At 35.1% G+C, this 19788-nt stretch carries 14 protein-coding genes and 2 other RNA genes; 6 read left to right on the top strand and 10 right to left on the bottom strand.

Going from position 1 to position 19788, the window contains the following annotated elements:
• The first annotated feature begins 82 nt into the window (after nucleotides 1-82).
• Nucleotides 83-865 carry an SAM-dependent chlorinase/fluorinase gene (locus Q0L29_RS17170; RefSeq protein ID WP_296623669.1) on the top strand — a complete coding sequence of 261 codons (783 nt, stop codon included), beginning with the start codon at nucleotides 83-85 and terminating at the stop codon, nucleotides 863-865.
• Between the two features lie 140 nt (nucleotides 866-1005).
• Here Q0L29_RS17170 and Q0L29_RS17165 read toward each other — a convergent pair whose 3' ends face one another.
• Complete coding sequence (locus Q0L29_RS17165) at nucleotides 1006-3300, bottom strand: acyl-CoA dehydrogenase (protein WP_296623667.1); 2295 nt, start codon at nucleotides 3298-3300, stop codon at nucleotides 1006-1008.
• Nucleotides 3301-4200: 900 nt separating this feature from the next.
• Nucleotides 4201-8940 (bottom strand): tetratricopeptide repeat protein, encoded by a 4740-nt coding sequence (locus Q0L29_RS17160; RefSeq protein ID WP_296623664.1) that lies wholly within the window; start codon nucleotides 8938-8940, stop codon nucleotides 4201-4203.
• 146 nt (nucleotides 8941-9086) lie between these two features.
• Here Q0L29_RS17160 and Q0L29_RS17155 point away from each other — a divergent pair, with 146 nt between their 5' ends.
• Both Q0L29_RS17155 and Q0L29_RS17150 read left to right on the top strand, forming a co-directional pair.
• Entirely contained in the window at nucleotides 9087-10157 is a 1071-nt protein-coding gene (locus tag Q0L29_RS17155) for an isoaspartyl peptidase/L-asparaginase family protein (RefSeq protein ID WP_296623662.1), read from the top strand.
• Nucleotides 10158-10684: 527 nt separating this feature from the next.
• On the top strand, nucleotides 10685-11827 hold the full coding sequence (locus Q0L29_RS17150; RefSeq protein ID WP_296623661.1) for an acyl-CoA desaturase: 1143 nt from the start codon (nucleotides 10685-10687) through the stop codon (nucleotides 11825-11827).
• An 18-nt stretch (nucleotides 11828-11845) separates the two neighbouring features.
• Here Q0L29_RS17150 and Q0L29_RS17145 read toward each other — a convergent pair whose 3' ends face one another.
• The 7 genes from Q0L29_RS17145 to Q0L29_RS17115 all read right to left on the bottom strand — a co-directional run bounded on the left by Q0L29_RS17145 (nucleotide 11846) and on the right by Q0L29_RS17115 (nucleotide 16466).
• The gene (locus Q0L29_RS17145) at nucleotides 11846-12379 is read right to left on the bottom strand and encodes a uracil-DNA glycosylase family protein (protein WP_367275806.1); all 534 of its coding nucleotides are present in this window, start codon (nucleotides 12377-12379) and stop codon (nucleotides 11846-11848) included.
• A gap of 39 nt (nucleotides 12380-12418) precedes the next feature.
• The gene (locus Q0L29_RS17140; RefSeq protein WP_296623657.1) at nucleotides 12419-13234 is read right to left on the bottom strand and encodes an ABC transporter permease subunit; all 816 of its coding nucleotides are present in this window, start codon (nucleotides 13232-13234) and stop codon (nucleotides 12419-12421) included.
• Nucleotides 13231-14133, bottom strand: a complete 903-nt coding sequence (locus Q0L29_RS17135; RefSeq protein WP_296623655.1) for an ABC transporter ATP-binding protein — start codon at nucleotides 14131-14133, stop codon at nucleotides 13231-13233. The genes Q0L29_RS17140 and Q0L29_RS17135 overlap by 4 nt, the downstream gene beginning before the upstream one ends.
• 6 nt (nucleotides 14134-14139) lie before the next feature.
• On the bottom strand, nucleotides 14140-14724 hold the full coding sequence (locus tag Q0L29_RS17130; protein ID WP_296623653.1) for a DUF4252 domain-containing protein: 585 nt from the start codon (nucleotides 14722-14724) through the stop codon (nucleotides 14140-14142).
• 76 nt (nucleotides 14725-14800) lie between these two features.
• Nucleotides 14801-15331, bottom strand: coding sequence for a DUF4252 domain-containing protein (locus tag Q0L29_RS17125; RefSeq protein WP_296623651.1), 531 nt, complete (start codon nucleotides 15329-15331; stop codon nucleotides 14801-14803).
• Between the two features lie 114 nt (nucleotides 15332-15445).
• Nucleotides 15446-15964, bottom strand: a complete 519-nt coding sequence (locus Q0L29_RS17120; protein WP_296623649.1) for a hypothetical protein — start codon at nucleotides 15962-15964, stop codon at nucleotides 15446-15448.
• A complete protein-coding gene (locus Q0L29_RS17115) occupies nucleotides 15933-16466 on the bottom strand; it encodes an RNA polymerase sigma factor (protein WP_296623647.1) in 534 nt (177 codons plus the stop codon). Before Q0L29_RS17115 ends, Q0L29_RS17120 begins: the two co-directional genes overlap by 32 nt.
• Nucleotides 16467-17215: 749 nt before the next feature.
• On the opposite strand from Q0L29_RS17115, the gene Q0L29_RS17110 reads away from it, so the two are divergent.
• Together Q0L29_RS17110 and Q0L29_RS17105 are read left to right on the top strand one after the other, a co-directional pair.
• Nucleotides 17216-17791, top strand: a complete 576-nt coding sequence (locus Q0L29_RS17110) for a hypothetical protein (protein WP_296623646.1) — start codon at nucleotides 17216-17218, stop codon at nucleotides 17789-17791.
• A 106-nt stretch (nucleotides 17792-17897) separates the two neighbouring features.
• The gene (locus Q0L29_RS17105; RefSeq protein ID WP_296623644.1) at nucleotides 17898-19010 is read left to right on the top strand and encodes an alkene reductase; all 1113 of its coding nucleotides are present in this window, start codon (nucleotides 17898-17900) and stop codon (nucleotides 19008-19010) included.
• A 58-nt stretch (nucleotides 19011-19068) separates the two neighbouring features.
• Here the strand turns inward: Q0L29_RS17105 and ssrA are convergent.
• Nucleotides 19069-19470, bottom strand: a transfer-messenger RNA (tmRNA) gene (ssrA, locus tag Q0L29_RS17100).
• Between the two features lie 210 nt (nucleotides 19471-19680).
• Between ssrA and ffs the strand changes: the two genes are divergently transcribed.
• Nucleotides 19681-19778, top strand: an RNA gene (gene ffs / locus Q0L29_RS17095) — signal recognition particle sRNA small type.
• Nucleotides 19779-19788: the final 10 nt, after the last annotated feature.

Below are 19788 nucleotides of genomic sequence, written 5' to 3'. Positions count from 1 at the left end.
TATTTATGATGTCTCAATATGTTAGTACTGAAATTTATGTAATTTTGTTTTTAACAAATTTAACAATAATTCAATTTTTTGTATGCCTTTGATCACTTTTCTATCAGATTTCGGTTGGCGCGACCATTATGTGGCAGCGGTCAAAGCCAAAATACTGAGTGAAGATACTAATCTTCAAGTGATTGACATATCTCATAACATCACTAAGCATGATATCATTCATGCGGCATATGTTTTAAAATCCGTTTATAAAGATTTTCCTGAGGGAAGTGTTCATTTGGTAGCTGTGAATTCCCGGTCTGAGCCAAATGAAGAAATGATTGCTGTAGAAATCAAAAATCATTTTTTCTTAGGTAGTAATAACGGTTTACTGAGCTTATTAAGAGAAAAAGATCCGGATAAAATCATAAAAATCTCATCGGAAAAAGAAATCAAAGGTAATTTTCCAGCTAAGGATATTTTAGCTTCCACTGTAGTTAAAATATTAAAATCAGGCAATTTAGATGGCATTGGAGAATCTTTAGCTGCAGAAGATTTTAAGAAATTTATCACACCTAAAGTAAAAGCTACAAGGGAAATTATTCAAGGACATGTAGTGCATATCGATGATTATGGTAATCTCATTACCGATATCCTTCGGTACGATTATGATATTTTAAGCAAAGGAAAAAGCGTTCAAATAAAATTCAGAAATTATTCTTTAACTGGTGTCCAAAAGCATTATCACGAAAGCCAGGGAGGTGAAGCTTTTGCTATTTTCAATGATCAAGGCGTATTGGAAATCGGTATTAAGCAAGGAAATGCAGCGGAATTGCTGGGTATGGAGTATAATAGTATGGTGAGTGTGAAATTTGGAGAGTATTAGACCAGCCCCCTAACCCCCAAAGGGGGAACTACGCACAGAAATTCTTTTGTTTTTTAAGTGGATGGAAAGCTGGTACCTTAAGCTAGGTTTGTTCCTACTCCATGCTGTTGCATCCCACTAACTAATTCCCCCTTTGGGGGTTAGGGGGCTGCTATAGGAGCTGCAAGCAGTTTATCAGGAATGCCAAATGCATCCGTAAATCCTATGGCATCTTGTCTAGATTCCCAGCATAATTGATTGACCATTTTGCGAATAGCTTTGGTTTTTATGCCTTCCATATAGCCTTGCTCTAAATACCAACCTTTGTTTTGTTCGATGGTATGTAAAGCATATAATTGACATAGTTGCTGAAGTGATTTTTTGCAGGCTTCATTTTGAGTGGTTTCTACTGCCAGTTGAAATCTCTCCAATACTTTTCTTTCTATATAAGATCTCCCAACATTCACCAAATGATGCTGTGCTACATTAACCGCATCAAATGAATCCATTCCTTCATCTACAAGTCTTTTTATACGCTGACCTGCAGATGTAACTATCGCTCTTTCTCTAAATTTGAAAGCACTCAAATGAAATTCAAAATCTAATAAATGTTTTCCGTCCGTGCTTCTCACGGCAATTGGATTCTTTTCTGTAAATGACGTTTTTGCTTGTTTACTGAGATAATTAAAAATGGTGGTAAAATTCATATCTCCCATCTCTCTTTTGAATTCTGTCAATCGGCTTTTAGCAACTAATTGCATCAATACAGTATTATCTCCTTCAAAAGTGGTATAAACATCGGTGTCGTTTTTCAGCGCATCGATTCTGTTTTCAGACAAATATCCTTTGCCTCCACAGGCTTCTCTACATTCTTGAAGAGCCGCAGTGGTAAACCATGTCCCGTAAGCCTTCATTCCCGCAGCCAAAGCTTCAATTTCTTGTCCTTCCTCCTCAGATTTGGTCAAAAATCGATTGGTCAAATATTTCAAAGCAAAATGCATAGCATAACTTTTTGCCAAAAGTGGCATCAATCTTCTTTGGTGCATTCTATAATTTAAAATAGGCACTTCTCCCCCACCTTCGGGACCAAATTGCTTGCGTTGGTTGGCATATCGAATCGCAATGGTCAAACCTGATTTGGCAGCTGATAAGCCAGAACGTGGAATACCAATTCTTCCGCCTACCAAGGTTCCCAACATGGTGAAAAACCGCTTATTATCGGATGAAATAGAGCTTTGGAAATTACCTTCATCATCAACTGATGCAAATTTATCAAGCATATCATCTTTTGGAATTACTACTTTATCAAAAGCAATTAATCCATTATCCACTCCATTTAAGCCCATTTTAGGACCACAATCTTCAATCTCTACTCCAGGGTGCAATTTACCTTCTTTATTTCTCAATGGAACCACAAAAGCATTGACTCCATAATCATCTCCATCTATAATTAATTTTGCAAATACAGTCGCTTTCTGACCATGCAAGGCTGCATTCCCAATATATTCTTTTCGAGCATCTGTATAAGGTGTATGAATAGTGAAAGTTTTATCTTGATGATTATAAGTGGCAGTGGTTTCTAATCCTCTTACATTGGATCCGTGATTGGTTTCTGTCATGGCAAAACAACCAGGCAATTCCAATGAGCCAATATCTTCTAGATATTTTTGATGATGTTTTTCAGTTCCAAGGAAATAGATGCTCATTCCCCATAATCCAAACTGCACACCAAATTTTATCACCATACTTAAATCATGATAACTCAAGGTTTCCATGATGGTGAAATAACCTTCCATATCATCTCTACCTCCATATTCTCTAGGAAAAGCCCATGAACCATAGCCTTCTTTGGCTAATAATTTGCACCATTCTAAAACTTGTGCTCTTTGATCTGCTATTTTCTCATGTTGATGATAGGCAAATTCTGGCTTAGTTAAAGTGTCTTTTACTTTTTGTATCAATTCAATTTTTGAGCCATCCAAAATTTCCTGCATCAGCTTGGGGTCAAAAGAAGATTTTGATTTTTGTTCTGAAGTAATGGTAGAATGACTGTCTTCAAATCTGTATGCTGCTTCATTAAAGATTAAGCCTAATTCTTTTTCCGCCTTTTGAAAAGCCTTTTTATCCTTTTCAGTAATTATTAAATCATTTCCATTTTGATGGGCTTTTACCAATTCAAATCCCAGAGAAGTGAGGTTTTTAAGATTTTGGGGTTTAATAAACTGAATCTGATTTCTCCAATTTTTCAGTTCCTGAGCGGACGGTTTTTGATTTGGATTTAGATATTGCTCCAACAACTCCACTTCTTCCTTTTTCAACCACGATTGTGAATCAATTAACTTCTTCATGGTTTCAATATCATGCTTTGTCAGATTGAAATCTTCCAAAAGCGTGTAATAAAGGGGTAGAAAAATATAAAGATTAGGATTTTGAGAAAATTGGTCAGAATTCAGCATAGGACTCTATTTATTGAATGAATTAAATAGAGTAAACGCATGAAAAGATTCATAGTTTAAAAGTTGGGAGTTGGATGAAGCCTCTTAATCCCCTGATGGGAAATTAGGTCTGTGTTGTAGATTCGGAGGTAGCAATGAAATAAATAAATAAGTGGAAGTGATGGGTGCTAGATGCTAAAATGTTCAGTTTATTGTCCGAGTTATAGAATATCTTAGGACATACAATAGTTTATACAAACTTGAGATAGCTGAAAAAAAGTTCCAGAGGAACGGTCTTATGGTAATTAAAGTCTATGGAATACCCATAAGTTCCGTAGGAACGACCGTATATAAATTGATTGAGTCTCGAAGTATTTTACCAATAAGGTCGCTCTTACAGAGCTTAGATGAACCATTGTTATTTTGTTACCATAAGTAGGCTCCGATGGAGCCATAACTATGCGGGATTTGATATTTTGCACTTCACCTACTATCGAGTCAATTTTAGGAAGATTATATACGATTACTTATTGCCAAGTCTAAATTTCCTAACCATAAAATTGATTAGAAAAAAGGTTGTAAATGAAATTGCAATTAATACTAAATAATAACTTACAAAACCAAGATTATATCCTAATCCCTGCCCCATTTCAAAGGCTGTTGATTTTTGTAAAAATGAGAATACAGAATATATAAAAGTTAACAAATAAGCTATTCCTATAAAACTAAATAAAATCTTGAGGAATTTCGTAGTACTAAGGTTAATCATAAAGTTTATTTTAGTGGTTCAAAACTCCAAATAATTAAAATAATTACCAAGTATGGTTATAAATAATATTTCGGGATAATTAAATGATAAGCCGGTCTGACTGTCATCTGACATATTAAGAGTCTAGATTCTTGTCTCTAGACTCTTGATACTTACTCACAGTACTGCTGTATATAATAATTCACACTTTCATCACCCATATTCTTTGCCCTTTTCCAATCTTCACAGGCTTTCAAATCATCTTCTAACTGATAATAAATATTTCCTCGTAATTTGTAATAAGAAGCATCTTCAGAATTCAATTCGATGGCTTTATTCAAGTCTTTCAAGGCGGGCTGATAATTCTCAAGGACAGCTTTTACATTTCCTCTGTAATAATAAGCTGATGCATCTACTGGGTTTAACTGAACAACCTTGTCATAATCCTGTAATGCTCCTTCCCAATCTTCGGTTTCTTCACGTAAAATTGCTCTGTTGTAATAAGCATCCGTATTTTCAGGTTCAAGCGTAATGGCTTTAGAATAATCTTCCGCTGCATAGCGAACTTCCCCTAAGTATAAATAACACTGCGCTCGATATAAATAAATACTTGCATTAGATGGGTCTGCTTCAGCAGCACGATTGAAATCATCTAAAGCGGCTTGATAATCCTCTACTTCCAAATACGATCTTCCTCTTTTGAAATATGAATCTGATTTGATGACATCTCCTTGAATAGCTCTTTCAAAATAAGAAATAGCACCTACCCAATCTTCCAAAGCATAATAGGATTCGGCTTTGATATAAAATGCATTAGGATTTGCTTCATCCAAATCCTCTAGCTTATCTACATCTTCAATTACTCCTGCATAATTTTTAAGCTCATATCTGGCAGAAGCCCTGTTTTCATAAGCTCTTGCGTATTCGCTATCAGTTGAAATGGCTTTATCATAATCTTCAATAGCTTGTTCTATATTGCCACTCAACTGTTTTGCTTTACCTCTATTATTAAAATAAATAGCTTCTTCAATTCCACCTGCTATAGCAGTATTGTAATCATTAATTGCTCCAGTCAGATCGTCCAAACGAAACTTTGTATTTCCGCGTAAAGCAAATGCCTCATAAAGTTCTTTGTCAGCAGCAATTGCTAAATTGAAATCATCTAAAGCTTTTTCCCAGTTATTTAATGAATAATGTGTTTTTGCCCTTAAGAAATAAAGTTGCTCAGCTTTGCTACCATATTCTTCTGCTTTATTAAAATCGGATAATGCCAGTTCGTATTCTTCTTTCTGAAAATTAATTTGCCCTCTGTGAAAATATGTTTCAGGGTGTTTGTCTCCAAAAGTAACCGCCTGATTCAAATCAGAATACGCATTATCTAATTGTTCCAAATTATAATAAGCATTCCCTCTACCGTAGAAAACATCTGCCGATTGATTTCCTGTTTGGAAGGCTTGATTCATATATTCGATTGTTTGATCGAAATTATCCAGATTATAATAACTTAAGCCCATTTTCACGAAAGTATCATTATCAGTTTGAGCCAATGCAACCGCTCGCACAAAATCATTCAATGCTTCTTGATAGGCTTCCATTTCAAAATAGGCATTTCCTCTGTTTAAGATCGCCTGTCCATAATTTTCATCTATAGAAAGTGATTGATTATAATCCTGAATGGCTAGTTCAAACTGCTCTAATTTAGCCTTTGCCTTTCCTCTGTTATTATAAATCACTTCATCTTTTTGACCTAATGCAATGGCTTCATCATATGATTTTATGGCATCCTTAAATCTGTCCTGACGAAATAAAGTGTTGGCATAATGATAATTCGTTTTGGGATTTTGAGTACCAAATCCTATGGCTCTCTGCAAAAACTTAGCTGCTTCTTCATATTGCTTCCCTTCATAAAGGGCATTTCCTAAATTCTCAATTACTGCTTTATCAGAAACTCCTTTATCAACTGCTTTAGTCAATTGCTCAGCTGATTGTTTGAAATTTTCCAATTCAAAAAATGCATTTCCCATTTTGGCATATAAAGCACCCTCATTTATTCCGCCTTCTTCTGCTTTTTGAAAATCACTTACAGCCTGACGATATTCTTTCTTATCAAATAAAATATTCCCTTTGAAATAATAAAGCTCTGCATTCTTAACACCTCCACTGATAGCAGCCTCCATATTTTGAAGTGCTTTATCAAATTGTTGAGTTTTGTAATAAGCCATACCCAACATTTCTGCAACTTCAGGACTTTTCTTTTCTGTTTTTTCTAAATCAGAAATTGCAGATGAATAATTCTCTTGTTTATAATATGCAGAACCTCTGTTTAGTAAAGCTTGGTCATAATTAGGATTTTCAGCTAAAGCTAAATTATAATCAGCTATTGCTTCCGAAATTTTATCTTGCAAAAATTTGGCTTTACCTCTGTTATTGTAAATAATAGCATCTTTTGCTCCTAAACTGATAGCTTTACTATATGATTCAACTGCCTTTATTAGGTTTTGCTCTCGGAAATATAAATCTCCCAAAGTGGTATAAACCTTAATAGTTTTACTGCCTTTCTCAGCCGCTTTCGATAAATCAGTTATGGCAGGCTCAGCAGATTTCAATTCATTGTGCGCCAGACCTCTTTTTTCAAATAAAACGAGACTGCTTTCTCCTTGCTCTTCAGCTTTTGTTAGTGCATCTACAGCACTTTTGAAATTTCCTTGTTCAAATAGCGATTGTCCCAAAGCAAAATAAACTGATTGATTAATAATTCCTCCTTGAATAGCTGAATTCAATGCTCTTGAAGCTTCCTCATAATTCTCCACCTTAAAATATGACTGTCCTATCAATTCATAGTTTTCACCGGACCGGTCTCCTGCCTGAAATGCTTGTTTAAAGTTTTCTATAGCTAAATTATAATCATCTTTATGGTAATAGGCTTTTCCTAAAGCGGAATATAAGCCTGCTTCTTTCACTCCTCCATCTTTAGCTTTTTGCAAAGAGGAAATGGCTGCATCCCAATTTTTATCGGCTATAGCTAAATACCCTTTGTATAAAAATAGTTTTTCTCCGGAAGCACCTGCAGACATAGCCCTTTCGATATTGATTTTAGCCTCTTGCATATTTCCTGCTTCATATAAAAGCACTGCATACTGCTCAAAAACATTCGGAGATTTCGCTCCAGCTGCAATAGCTTTTTTGAAATAAGATATTGCTCCTTCATTTCTATTTAACTTCTGGCTTGCTATGGCTGCATTTTTGAAAAGATTGCTATCTGTAACTTGAAATGATATAGCTCTTTCTAAATTTTGTAGCGCATCTTCATAAGTTCCTTTTTCAAATTGAGCTGTTCCTAAAAGTTGGAATATCTTGCCATCATTTGCACCTCTTTGCACAGCTGCATTGAAATCAGCAATCGCTTTATCATTATTTCCCTCTTCCAAATGGGCAATACCTCTTTTTCTATAAACTTCAGCTTCATTTTTACCTCCATTTATTGCTTTATCAAAATTGTTGATGGCTGATGAATAGTTTTCAGTTTTAAAATAAGCTTCGGCTAATTGCAGAAAAACATCAGCATCATTGGTTCCTAATTGGATAGCTTTTTCATAATCCTTTATGGAATTCTCCCAATCTTCAGTCTTATAGTAAGCCGCTCCCCTATTTTCAAGAGCTGTCTGATAATTAGCTTTTAAACCTAATGAAGTGGTGTAATCTTCGATTGCAGCTTCATACTTTTCAGTCAGGAATTTAGCTTTTCCTCTATTATTGAAAAGTACTTCAGATTCATAGCCTAATTTTTCTGCTTGGTCATAAGCCGTTATAGCTTTGGCAAAAGCATCATTTTTAAAATGGGCATTTCCTAGATAGTAGCTTACTTGAGGATCTTCATATTTTAATTCCACCGCTTTCTCCAAATCAGGAATAGCCTGACCTAATTGATCTAATTCATAATGTGCTATTCCTTTATATGCATGCCACTTAGCTTCATTCACTTTTTCATCTTGGCTTTGAGCAAAATCATTGATTGCTTCTGTATATTTCTTTTGCTCAAAATGCGCAAATGCTCTAATCGAATAAGCTCTTGGACTTGATTTTATTTTAAATGCATTGCTTAAATTATTGATGGTTTTATCGTAATTCTCAGTTTCAAAAGCAGAAAAACCTGCCATTTTCCAGGCAAAGTCATCTTTAGGGTTTTTATAGGCAAATTCTTCAAAAGCATTTAAAGCATTTGACCACTCTTCATTTGCATACGCATTCAATGCAGACAGTAAATGTCCATTCGCATCTATCCTTTGAGTAAAATTGGAGAACCCGTTGGTGATGGAATTGGCATTACCCAAACGACTTAAATCGATAATTACTGCACCGTTTATTCCATTTGCCTTATTTAAAATGATACCTGTCATATCATTACCTGAAAACACGACAGCTCCTATGGCTGATTCCTTTAAATTATCAGGAATCACAGCAAATTGACCATAGCCTTCTATCTCTGCTGATTTAGATATTTTCACATCGCTACTTTCCGTTTTTTGAATATCAGTCGCTTGCAATAGTTTAAATGAAGTGCCCTGCTCAAATTTTCCAGCTGTAATAGATGCTTTCTGAAATTTGGTACTCAAATTATTATCTACTGCAAATTTCACCAATCCACTTGCTGGGTCGTGAGCATTAAAAGTAGAAATATTATGGACTGTGCTGTCTTGAGTAAAGACTTTTGCACTAGTGGCGCCTATAAACAAATTTTGGTGAGTAGCACCCGTTCCCTGACCATCTAAAATAATGGCCGTACCTATTTGCAAAGGCTGTCCTGCATTATCATAAGTCTGTACAAAATACAAACTCTGCTCAGCTTGTGAAAAAGCAACTAGCGAGCATATTGAAAAAATGATGGTAAGTATATTTCTGTAAATTTTCAGCATAAATCAAAGATTTAAAAAGATTGACGAAAATTATTGAATTTTTGGCGCTTATGGAAGAAAATAACCGCTTTAGTTATTCATCTTGGTAAAAGAAGTTCAGTTGAGTATATTGGTTGCAAATTTAAGTAACAGATAAAAATAGAAATATGAAAAAGACTTACCAATACTACTTAAGCATTTTAATGCTTTTTTTAATCATAGCATGTGATCCAACCACAAGAGAGGCTCCAGAAGACAGAGAAATCCAAACAGAAGAAAAAGAAATAAAACAAGGACCTATTAGCCTTGTAATTCACGGTGGTGCAGGTACCATTGAGCGCGAAAACATGACGGAAAAGCAAGATGCGGAATATAGAGCTAAACTTGAAGAAGCACTGGAAGCTGGGTATTCTAAACTGGAATCAGGTGCTCCTGCAATGGATGCCGTAATAGCTGCTATTCAGATAATGGAAGAATCACCCCTTTTTAATGCTGGAGTTGGAGCCGTTTTCACAAATGAAGGTAAAAATGAATTGGATGCAGCAGTTATGGATGGCAAAACAAGAAATGCTGGTGCTGTAGCTGGTGTTTCCACTATTAAAAGCCCGATTTTGGCTGCTCTTTCTGTTATGGATGATAGTCCACATGTAATGATGTCAGGAAAAGGAGCTGAGAAATTTGCCGCTGAACAAGGTTTGGAATTAGTTGATCCTGAATATTTCTTTACACAAAGCAGGTATGATGCTTTACAAAGAGTCAAGAAAAGAGAAGAAGAAAAAGATAGAAGTGCTGCTTTATTAGATTTCCCCGATAGCAAATTCGGGACAGTAGGTTGTGTGGCTTTAGATAAAGATGGAAACATAGCCGCTGGAACTTCCACCGGAGGAATGACTAATAAAAGATATGGAAGAATAGGAGATGCTCCTATAATTGCAGCAGGAACTTATGCAGACAATGAAACTTGTGGCGTTTCAGCAACTGGTCATGGTGAATATTTTATTCGTTCAGTTGTGGCTTATGATGTAGCTGCCAAAATGAAATATGCTGGCATGAGCTTAGATGCAGCATCTAATAAAATTGTTTATGAAGAGTTAGTAGAGTTTGGTGGTTCAGGCGGTTTCATCGCTTTAGATAGAGCTGGAAATATCACAATGCCGTTCAATACTTCTGGAATGTACAGAGGTTATATGAATGAAAAAGACTCCCCTAAAGTGTTTATTTATAAAGACGAAGAGTGAAATTTAAATTCAATTTCATTTTATAGAGAAGCCATGTTTTTAAATCAATCATGGCTTTTTTATTGAAATAATTATAAATCCCAACTTTACTCATCTAATTTAAATGCAAAAGTACTTTATTTTCAGAAAAAAATCTTGTTGAATTAATGTTTATCCTATCTAAACAAAAATTAAACACAAGTGCATTTTTCAAAGATTTTACCTCTTTTTTTTGGCAAATTAAGCAAACTGAATAATTTTGGTCATCAGGAAATTAAAATCGACAACAATCGGTTATATAGCTTTAAAATGTTTAAATAGATCAAATTGAGTTTCAATTATTTAAACTGACGTAATAAATATATGAAATTAATCTTAAGCAGTTTTAAATAATACGAATTATATGAAAGTATAATAAATGCATTATTCTCATATTCAAGTTTTAAAATAATTGAAATTATACGAGTTAAATTCATTCGTCTAAAACATGGGAATTTTACAACATATTTGATTGAATTTAAGCTACCTTAGAGTAATAAGAAATTTTTATGAACAAGAACATAGTAAAATTTAACGCCAACGACAATCCTGAATTTGTAAAAACACTGAGAGAAAGAGTGGGGCAATATTTTAAGGAAAACAATATTTCCAAATATGCCAATAATGCTATGAGAGTGAAAACAGCTTTCATGCTTTTGTTATACTTTACACCTTTGGCATTTTTGCTAAGTGGTATGGTCAGCAGTGTGGCAGTAGCATTACCGCTCTACATCATAATGGGTTTTGGTATGGCTGGTATTGGATTATGTGTCATGCACGATGCCAATCATGGAGTTTATTCTAAAAACAATAAGGTTAATAAAGCTTTAGGCTTTACTGCCAACTTCCTTGGGGCTTATCACATCAACTGGAAAATTCAGCATAATGTCTTACATCATTCCTTTACCAATATTGATGAATATGATGAAGATATAGATAAAAAAGGAATCATTAGATTTTCTCCACATCAGGAACGTAAAGGTATTTTTAAATTTCAAGCTTACTATGCTCCAATTCTTTATGGATTAATGACATTCTATTGGGTGATAGCTAAAGACATAGACCAATTAATCCGTTACAATAAAAGAGGCTTATTAAAAGGACAAGGATTGACATTCAAAAAAAGTTTAAGTTTAATGCTATTCAATAAAGCGTGGTATGTTGCCCTTACTTTAGTAGCACCTATATTGATCACTGGAATAGTTTGGTGGCAAGTTGTTTTGGCCTTTTTATTAATGCAATTTATTAGTGGACTGCTATTAGCTTTAGTTTTTCAATCTGCCCACGTGATTACTGAAACAGATTTTTATAAAGTGGATGAAAATGGAAGTGTAGAAAACAACTGGGCAATTCACCAAATGCGCACCACGTCAAATTTCGCAAACTCTTCAAGATGGTTTTCATGGATAGTAGGTGGTTTAAACTACCAGGTAGAACACCATCTATTCCCTAATATTTGTCATATTCATTATCGCAAGATTGCGCCTATAGTAAAACGGACAGCAGAAGAATATGGAGTTCCTTATCATCATCATAAATCCTTTGGTCAGGCGTTGCAAAGTCACTTCACGCTATTGAATCAATTAGGGACTGGAAGTTATGATAAAAAGGTAAAAGAAATGAAGACTGAGTCTATTTCTGCGGTAGCTTAACCCAGTATAAAAACATAATTAAAGTATATCTGAAATCCGTGATTTTAAGAAAGGCAAAACCTCTTCTTTAAACCACGGATTTTTACTTTGCCAAATATTATTTCTTGGTGATGGATGAGGTAACGGTAAAAATTCAGAACTATAATCCCTGAAAGATTGGACAGTTTGAGTAAGCGTTTTTTTAGTCTCTTTTCCTAAATAGTAACGCTGAGCATATTGACCCAACAATAGAGTAAGCTCTACATCTTGCATCATTTGAAAAAGCTTTTCATGCCAAAGTGGAGCACAAATCTTCATGGGTGGTAAATCACCTGAATTCCTTGTTCCTGGATAGCAAAGCCCCATAGGGATTAAAGCGAAGATATTTTCATCATAAAAAATCTCTTTCTCCACTCCCAACCAATTCCTCAAATTATCACCACTTTTATCATCCCAAGGAATGCCTGATTGATGTACTTTAATGCCAGGAGCTTGGCCAATAATAGCAATTTTACTCTGAGGAGATGCTTGCACTACAGGATTAGCTCCTAAGGGGAGTTTAGGTAAACACACAGTACAATTGTTTATCTCATGAAGTAAATCCTTCATCCATCAATTAATATCTCTTTTGGCAATCAATACATAATTTAATCCAATGCTGATGATCAACCATGCTATAGTTATTAGAGCACTGCTTACCTTCACAAAATCCTGGATTTCCATAAATACATATCTTTGAAATGGAATTTCAATCAAATTGTTGATTGCATGAATAGGGAAAAGTGTGATTAACCAATGGTCATCAAATTTATAATTTAAGATTCCTACTAAAGCAGGCTCCAAAAAGATAGCGTAAAAACACAAACCAATGATAGCAAAACCCGCTTTCTTCATCAATACAGAAATCAGCATGGCTAAATTCAGGAATGTGATAAGTTCCAGAAAATGAGCCAACAGGAATTCCATATCCGTCATATATGAACTAAAGCTGAACCCTGAACCATAAAAAAGCCCCATAAGTGTTCCCGAAAACCAAATAACCAGCATATTGAAGAGGCTAAATGCCACAATCATGCTTTGCTTTGCCAAAAGGAAATCTGTTGGTGACATTCCGTCTATGATATTCTGGCGAATGGTTCTATAGGAATATTCATTGGTGACAGAAATTATTACTATAAAAGCCAGGAAAAATTTCAAATAAGAGGCTAAATAGGTCAAATTCTGCCATACATCAGGGAAATTATAGAAAGGAATGATATCTGGACTTATGCCTTCGAACTCAGCCCCCATACTGGTTATCCAAGCCAAGAGTAATTTTACACTACTTAATATCAAAAGTAATAGTAAAAAATAAAGCGATGCCAGTCGGGTAAAAGTCTTATAATTCTTAAGCTTCAACCATTCTATTTGTAAAAATTTCAATATCATGATTTTGCGGATAAAAGTTGTAAAAATTGTTTCTCCAGAGACTTATTAATGTAGGCTAGATGTGTTAAGACAATTCCTTTTTCAATTAAATATTGATGGAAATCCTGAATAAGTGTCTCTTTTGACAATTGTACTTCCAATCTGCCCAAATTATTGATTTTCATATCTACAAAAGCAGGAAAACCACCTACTGCAGTCTTCAATCTTTCCAAATCATCTGCCAGCAACTCTACTCCTTCATTACCCATCAAACTCTCCGCAACAGTGCCTTGAAAGATCTTCTCTCCTTGCTTTAAAACTGCAAAATGAGTACATACTTTTTGTACTTCATCCAATAAATGGCTTGCTAAAATGATAGTCTTGCCTTGTTGGGCAATGGTGATGATTAGTTCTCTGATTTCAGCAATTCCTTGTGGATCAAGACCATTAGTAGGTTCATCTAAAATTAAAATCTCTGGATCTGAAAGCAGAGCAGAAGCTATAGCCAGACGCTGTTTCATACCTAGTGAATAAGTCTTAAAAGGAGATTGCGCTCTTTTTGCTAAGCCTACCTGTTCCAAGACTTCCATAATTCTGTTTTCAGGCACTTCCTTAATTTTACAGACTATTTTTAAATTTTGAATTCCTGAGAGATAGGGATAAAAAGTGGGGCTTTCCAATATAGCTCCCAACCTTCTTCTTTGAGATGCAGTTGGCTCATCTCCAAACCATTTGAACACTCCAGAATCCTTTTGGACAACACCCAAAAGAATTCCTAATGTGGTGCTTTTCCCACTTCCATTAGGACCTAAGAGCCCAAAAACGGTTCCTTTTTCAACTTTTAACTCTAGATTATTAACTGCCTGAATATTTCCGTATCTTTTATTCAGTCCTGAAATTTCTAAAATATTTTCAGCCATAAAATTTTATTCTTGAATACTATCAGACTTTACTTCAGTGGAATCTTCATTCATTTCGTTCCGCATTTTTTGCCATTTCTCTCTTTGTTGCTTTTTCTTTTCTTTATCCTCAATGAAATCGCCAATAGGACCTAAATCTAAATCAGCTTTCATGAGTGCAGGAACTTGCGAAATATCAAATTTCCCTTCCAGAAAACCAACAAAAAGTCCGTCCTTAGTATCAACGGAAGCATACAAAATACCTTCTCTACCTTCAGGAGCTTTAATTTCAATATCTGCATTTTCTATTCTTGCAGTAAAAATCGATTCCCATTCTGTAAAATCCTGCTTGCTTTTCCACTCTGCATATTCTGCTTTCTTCGATTCATCATCCCATTGAATTTGTAAAACATGAAGCTTTTTAATGTCTTTAGTAGCCTCTTCAAAATTAGGATCATTGTTGGAATTGACCATCTTCAAATTGCTGGGATAAAGATTAAGATTTAAAGTATGGATTTTCTTCTCCTGAAGGCTTTTGAGCGGATCTTCAATTTTTTGCTCACAAGCTGAAAATATAAATAGGGTAAATATAGATAGAATTAATAGTCGCATGATCTGTTTAGTTTAAATGAAAAAAGCAAGGTAAGTCAATACTTGCCCTTGCTAAAATTAAGTTTATATATCTAAATTATTTCTGGTCATCTTCCATGTTTTCCAGCTGCTCTAGATTTTCCATACCGGAAATATTGAGCCCTTTTGCCATTTTAGACATTTGCTTTAAGTCAATTTGACCGAAAATGCTAGCGGCTACAAAACTGCTATCACTTCCTACCAACATCACCAACTCGCTAACGTATCCATCTTTTTCCTGAATAAGAAATCTAATATCAGAATCCCCATCTCTTACGGTCATCAATTCATCATAGCCTTTTAAAAATGCTGCGTTTGCTTCTGAAAATAGAGCAGCACCTTGGCTGGTTTTGCTATTGGCAATCAATTTAATGCCTTTCAAGCCTGAAACTGCCTTTTTCATGGCTTCCTCTTCTTCTCCTTCTACTTCAAAATTGGAGAATAATTCAATCATACGCTGATTTACTGAAACTATAGTAAAAGTCTCATCTGATGAGTATTTATTATAAAATTTCATGAATTCTGTATTCTGTGCCTGTGCTGCTATGCTTACTAAAGCGAATGCAACTATTAATCCTATCTTTTTCATTTCAATTTGAGTTTTAAGTAATAATTAAATTATAAGTACTAAGTATTAGGTACTTTGATTTAAGATTCTATCTCCTGTCTTGATTCTAGACTCTAGACTCTTGATTCTATCTAATCATCCGTCTTGACCTTCTTTTTTCTCTTTTCTGTCGGGTTGAAAAGTATTTTTCACTTTCTCCTGAGCTGTATTGATCATTTCAAGAGAGCTTAAATGCTTTTTCCCATGATTCATCATGGAAGCCATCAACTCTAAAGTCGCTTTTGCTTCCTTATAGGCCTTTTGTTCCTGTTGTGCCAATTGCTTTTGTTCTTGCTGCATCGGCATCCACCAAGTGAAGAAACCTAATGCGAATACTACCAAAATAGAGGCTGCAACTTTCATCCAGTTCCAACTATCTGTAGGTTTTGACTTCTTCTGAATTGTTGCCATGACTTTATCATCAAAGCTGTCATCCAAGGTCAATTCGTGCTTAGCTTCTTCATGGCCCTCAAACCATTCAGCCATTTGCTTTAGCTCCCCTTTCAGACTGTCCTTATTGGCTTTCAGTTCACTTTTGAACTGCATTTCTTCTACTTGGCTGAGCTCACCCAACCAGTATTTATCAAGCGATTGTTCGAGTTTTTCTAATGCCATGGTCATTTATTTTTTGCATGCTTTCTTTTAAAAATTTTCTTGAGCGGAAGAGATCAGATTTTACCTGTGCTTCGGATATTGCCAAAGTTTCAGCTATTTCCTGATAACTGTTCCCTTCCACTTCTCTTAAAATGAAGACTGTTTTTTGCTTTTCGCTCAACTGCTCCATCACTTCCTGCATGATTTTCCATTGGTCTTGCCAAAGGGAAATCGTGCCCGGATCTTGCCCAAAAGTCTTCTCTAATTTGAGCGAATCATGATGCTTTTGGACTGTCTTTTTCTTCCTTAATCTATCTAGGCAAATATTCTTTACTATTTGCATGCCCCAAGCCTCAGGATTTTCAACTGACTCCCAATCTGCTCTTTTATCCCAAATCTTGATTAAAGCTTCTTGAGTCGCATCTTTAGCCTCCTCCTCATCTTTCAAGAAGAAGAAGCCAAAGCGGAAGAGCTTATTTTTCTGGCTCAGGTAGATATTTTTAAAGTAGTTTTCTTCGCTCATTTCAATAGGGAGATGCACAACTGTGGTGAAAGTTACAGAGAATTTAAATTTATTTTAAGAAATATGGATTTAAGCTACTATTTAACTGATAATCATTAACTTATAAAACAAATTAAATTCGATTCAGATTTAATTTGCCTTGTTTTTCTAAAAATTATTTAGGTGCTAAAATTTAACTTACTTTCCTTTTGGTTTAAGTAGACACTTGAAACTGTAGTGATTTCAGCAAAGCTGAAATTAATTAACCACAATAGAACACAAAGGAAAATAACCGAGGTTATTTTTAATATCAACATTCTCTTTTTAGGTTAAAAGCCAAGTCCTATATATTAGACAAGTTAAAATTGACACTTTTTGAGTCTTTTGACTACAAAATAGTACTGATTTAGTTTTATATTTATATAAAACCTCTTGTGTTCTTTTGTTTCTATTGTGGTTAAAGTAAAAATATTATTTACTAATATTTCTTTTTGCAAGTATGGAAAAGAATTAAAAATCAAAATAAATTAAGTGCTTATCCCTTCTTGAGGCATACTACTAGATATAAAATATAGCTTTAGCTGATTCTATCTCAGTGATCTTTGTGAAAAACTTAGAGAAACTCAGTGGTTAAACTTTCACAGCTTTAGCTGTCCTTTTGTTTTCTTTGTTCCTATTGTGGTTAAATAAAAAACAGCTTTAGCTGTTAATAAATATGGTAAAAATAAGTCAAAGAAGTATCTTTCGAACTTTACAGAAGAAATCTCAACATGAAAACCCTATTTAGCCTATCAATACTATTATTCTCTTTTAGTTATGTATGCATTGCCCAAGAGGAAAAAGTCAATCATCTTCTGTTTTGGGAAAAGCTTGAACAACACTGCGGTAAAGCTTATGCAGGAAAAGTTGTGACCGCTCCTGTTCCTAAGGATTTTCAACAGCAAGATTTATTGATGCATTTTAAATCATGTGGAGAAGGTCAGATAAGAATTCCTTTTGTAGTGGGTGAAAACCGTTCCCGAACCTGGATTTTTACTTTAAATGATTATAACATCCAATTAAAGCACGATCACCGACATGAAGATGGTAGCCCAACTGACATCACCATGTATGGTGGAACAAGCCCCAATACAGGATTTGAAAGTATGCAGTATTTCCCTGCCGACCAGGAAACCACTGACTTAATACCTTTTGCCGCTGGAAATGTTTGGTGGGTCAGTATCACAGATTCTACTTTCACCTATAATTTAAGAAGAGTGAGCAGCGACCAACCTATCAGAGTGGAATTTGATTTAACAGAAGAAGTGGAAGCACCTGAAGCACCTTGGGGTTGGGGAAAAGAATAAAATATATCTTTCACTACAATTATAATCTCCAATTGCTGTAACCATAAGTTTAAACAAGCTGTTTTATTTACTATAAAGAAAGTGATAAAATAGACAAAATAAAATTATGGATAATAATCAAGCATTGTTAAAACCCATCAAATTAGGAGATTTAACCTTAAAAAATAGAGTCATCATGGCTCCCATGACACGAAGCCGTGCAGACAACCCAGGTAAAATTCCTACCAAAGATTTACAAGGAGAATATTACCAACAAAGAGCTTCTGCCGGATTAATCATAACCGAAGGCTCTCAAGTCTCAGAAAAAGCTGTTGGTTATGTAAACACGCCAGGCATTCATACAAAAGAACAAACTGAAGGATGGAAAGAAGTCACCAAAATGGTGCATGAAAAAGATGGGAAGATATTTTTACAACTGTGGCATGTAGGAAGAATTTCTCATCCTGATTTTCATAATGGAGATTTACCTCACGCACCTTCTGCCCTAAACCACGAAGCAAAGTCTTATACGCCAGAAGGATTTAAGGATACAGTCACTCCTAAGGAAATGACACTTGAAGATATTAAACAAACTATTCAGGACTTCAAAAATGCAGCTGCCAATGCTTGGGAAGCAGGTTTTGACGGTGTGGAAATTCATTCATCTAACGGATACTTACTGCACCAATTCTTTAGCTCTACTTCCAATGAAAGAACCGATATATATGGAGGTTACAAACAAAATAGAGCTAGAATACTTTTTGATATTATTGATGAGATAAAAACTGTGATACCGGAAAATAGAATTGGTTTGAGATTGAATCCATCTTTGCATGGGATATTCGGAATGACTTTAAATGAGGAGACTATTCCGACTTTTGACCATATCATCGAAAAATTGAATAATTATGATTTAGCTTATTTACATCTTTCAGAGCCATTTAATGATGTCTCGGATGTAGAACATGCAGAAACTGAAATAGCCAAAAGATATCGTCCAGTTTACGAAGGAAATTTGATCATTAACGCACATTTTGACCAAGAAAAAGGCAATAAAGTGATTGAAGATGGCGATGCAGATATGGTCGCTTATGGTAAACCTTATGTTTCAAACCCTGATTTGGTAGAACGTTTTGCCGAAGGTGCGGAATTAACTGAATGGGATAAAGATACTTTCTATACCCCAGGGCATAAAGGCTATACGGATTATCCTAAGATGGAAGAGAAAGTCGAAATTTAAATAAATATTAGGTTTTATTAGACTAAAAAGCCCTATAAAATCAATTATAGGGCTTTTATTGTGGAGTTGGAGGGATTCGAACCCTCGTCCGGATAAGGAAACGATGTATCTTCTACATGCTTAGTTACTAATTAGGTTTTCGAGCCTGTTATGGAAAGTAACAGTCCTGTTGCAGGCCTTAGCTATTTGAGTTTCGCAATGGCTTAATAGCATCACCACGCTAGTTTCTCCTGTCGACACTCCTTGACCGCTCCCGGAAAAACGAAGGAACGAGGAATGTGGCTGGGGAATCCTTTTGGGGACTCAACCCTTAAAGCTTTATCTTAATAAATTAAGATTATGCAGCCATGGCGTAATTAGATTCGCCAATTATAGTTGGAATGAATTACTTAAGGATGTACATTCTCCACCCTGCATGCTGATACATAATTCACACTTACCGTCAATACCGGTCAACCCCATATGTCAATTAATTGGTCCTTCCGTTTGAAGGATTGCAAAAATACGATTTAATTACATCATATTAGTTTCTTTTACACGGTTTATATCATAATTAGATTCATTAAATTTCTTTAAATTTCTAACCCTCTTTAAATCAGCGACATAAAATTTCTTTACAATTTTTCACAACTCAGGGTTTACAAATCCAATCCTTCTTCCTACATTTGCATCGGCAAATCGGCACGACCAGCTCCTGCTGAACTCCCCCAGGACCGGAAGGTAGCAAGGGTAGGCGGTCGTAGCGGTGCGATGTTGGTTTGCCATTTTTATTTCCTTC

The organism is Marivirga sp., from assembly GCF_024636815.1.
In the GTDB taxonomy this organism is placed as follows: Bacteria; Bacteroidota; Bacteroidia; order Cytophagales; family Cyclobacteriaceae; genus Marivirga.
Note: the sequence above shows the minus strand (reverse complement) of the source record. Positions and strands in the feature narration are given on the sequence as shown.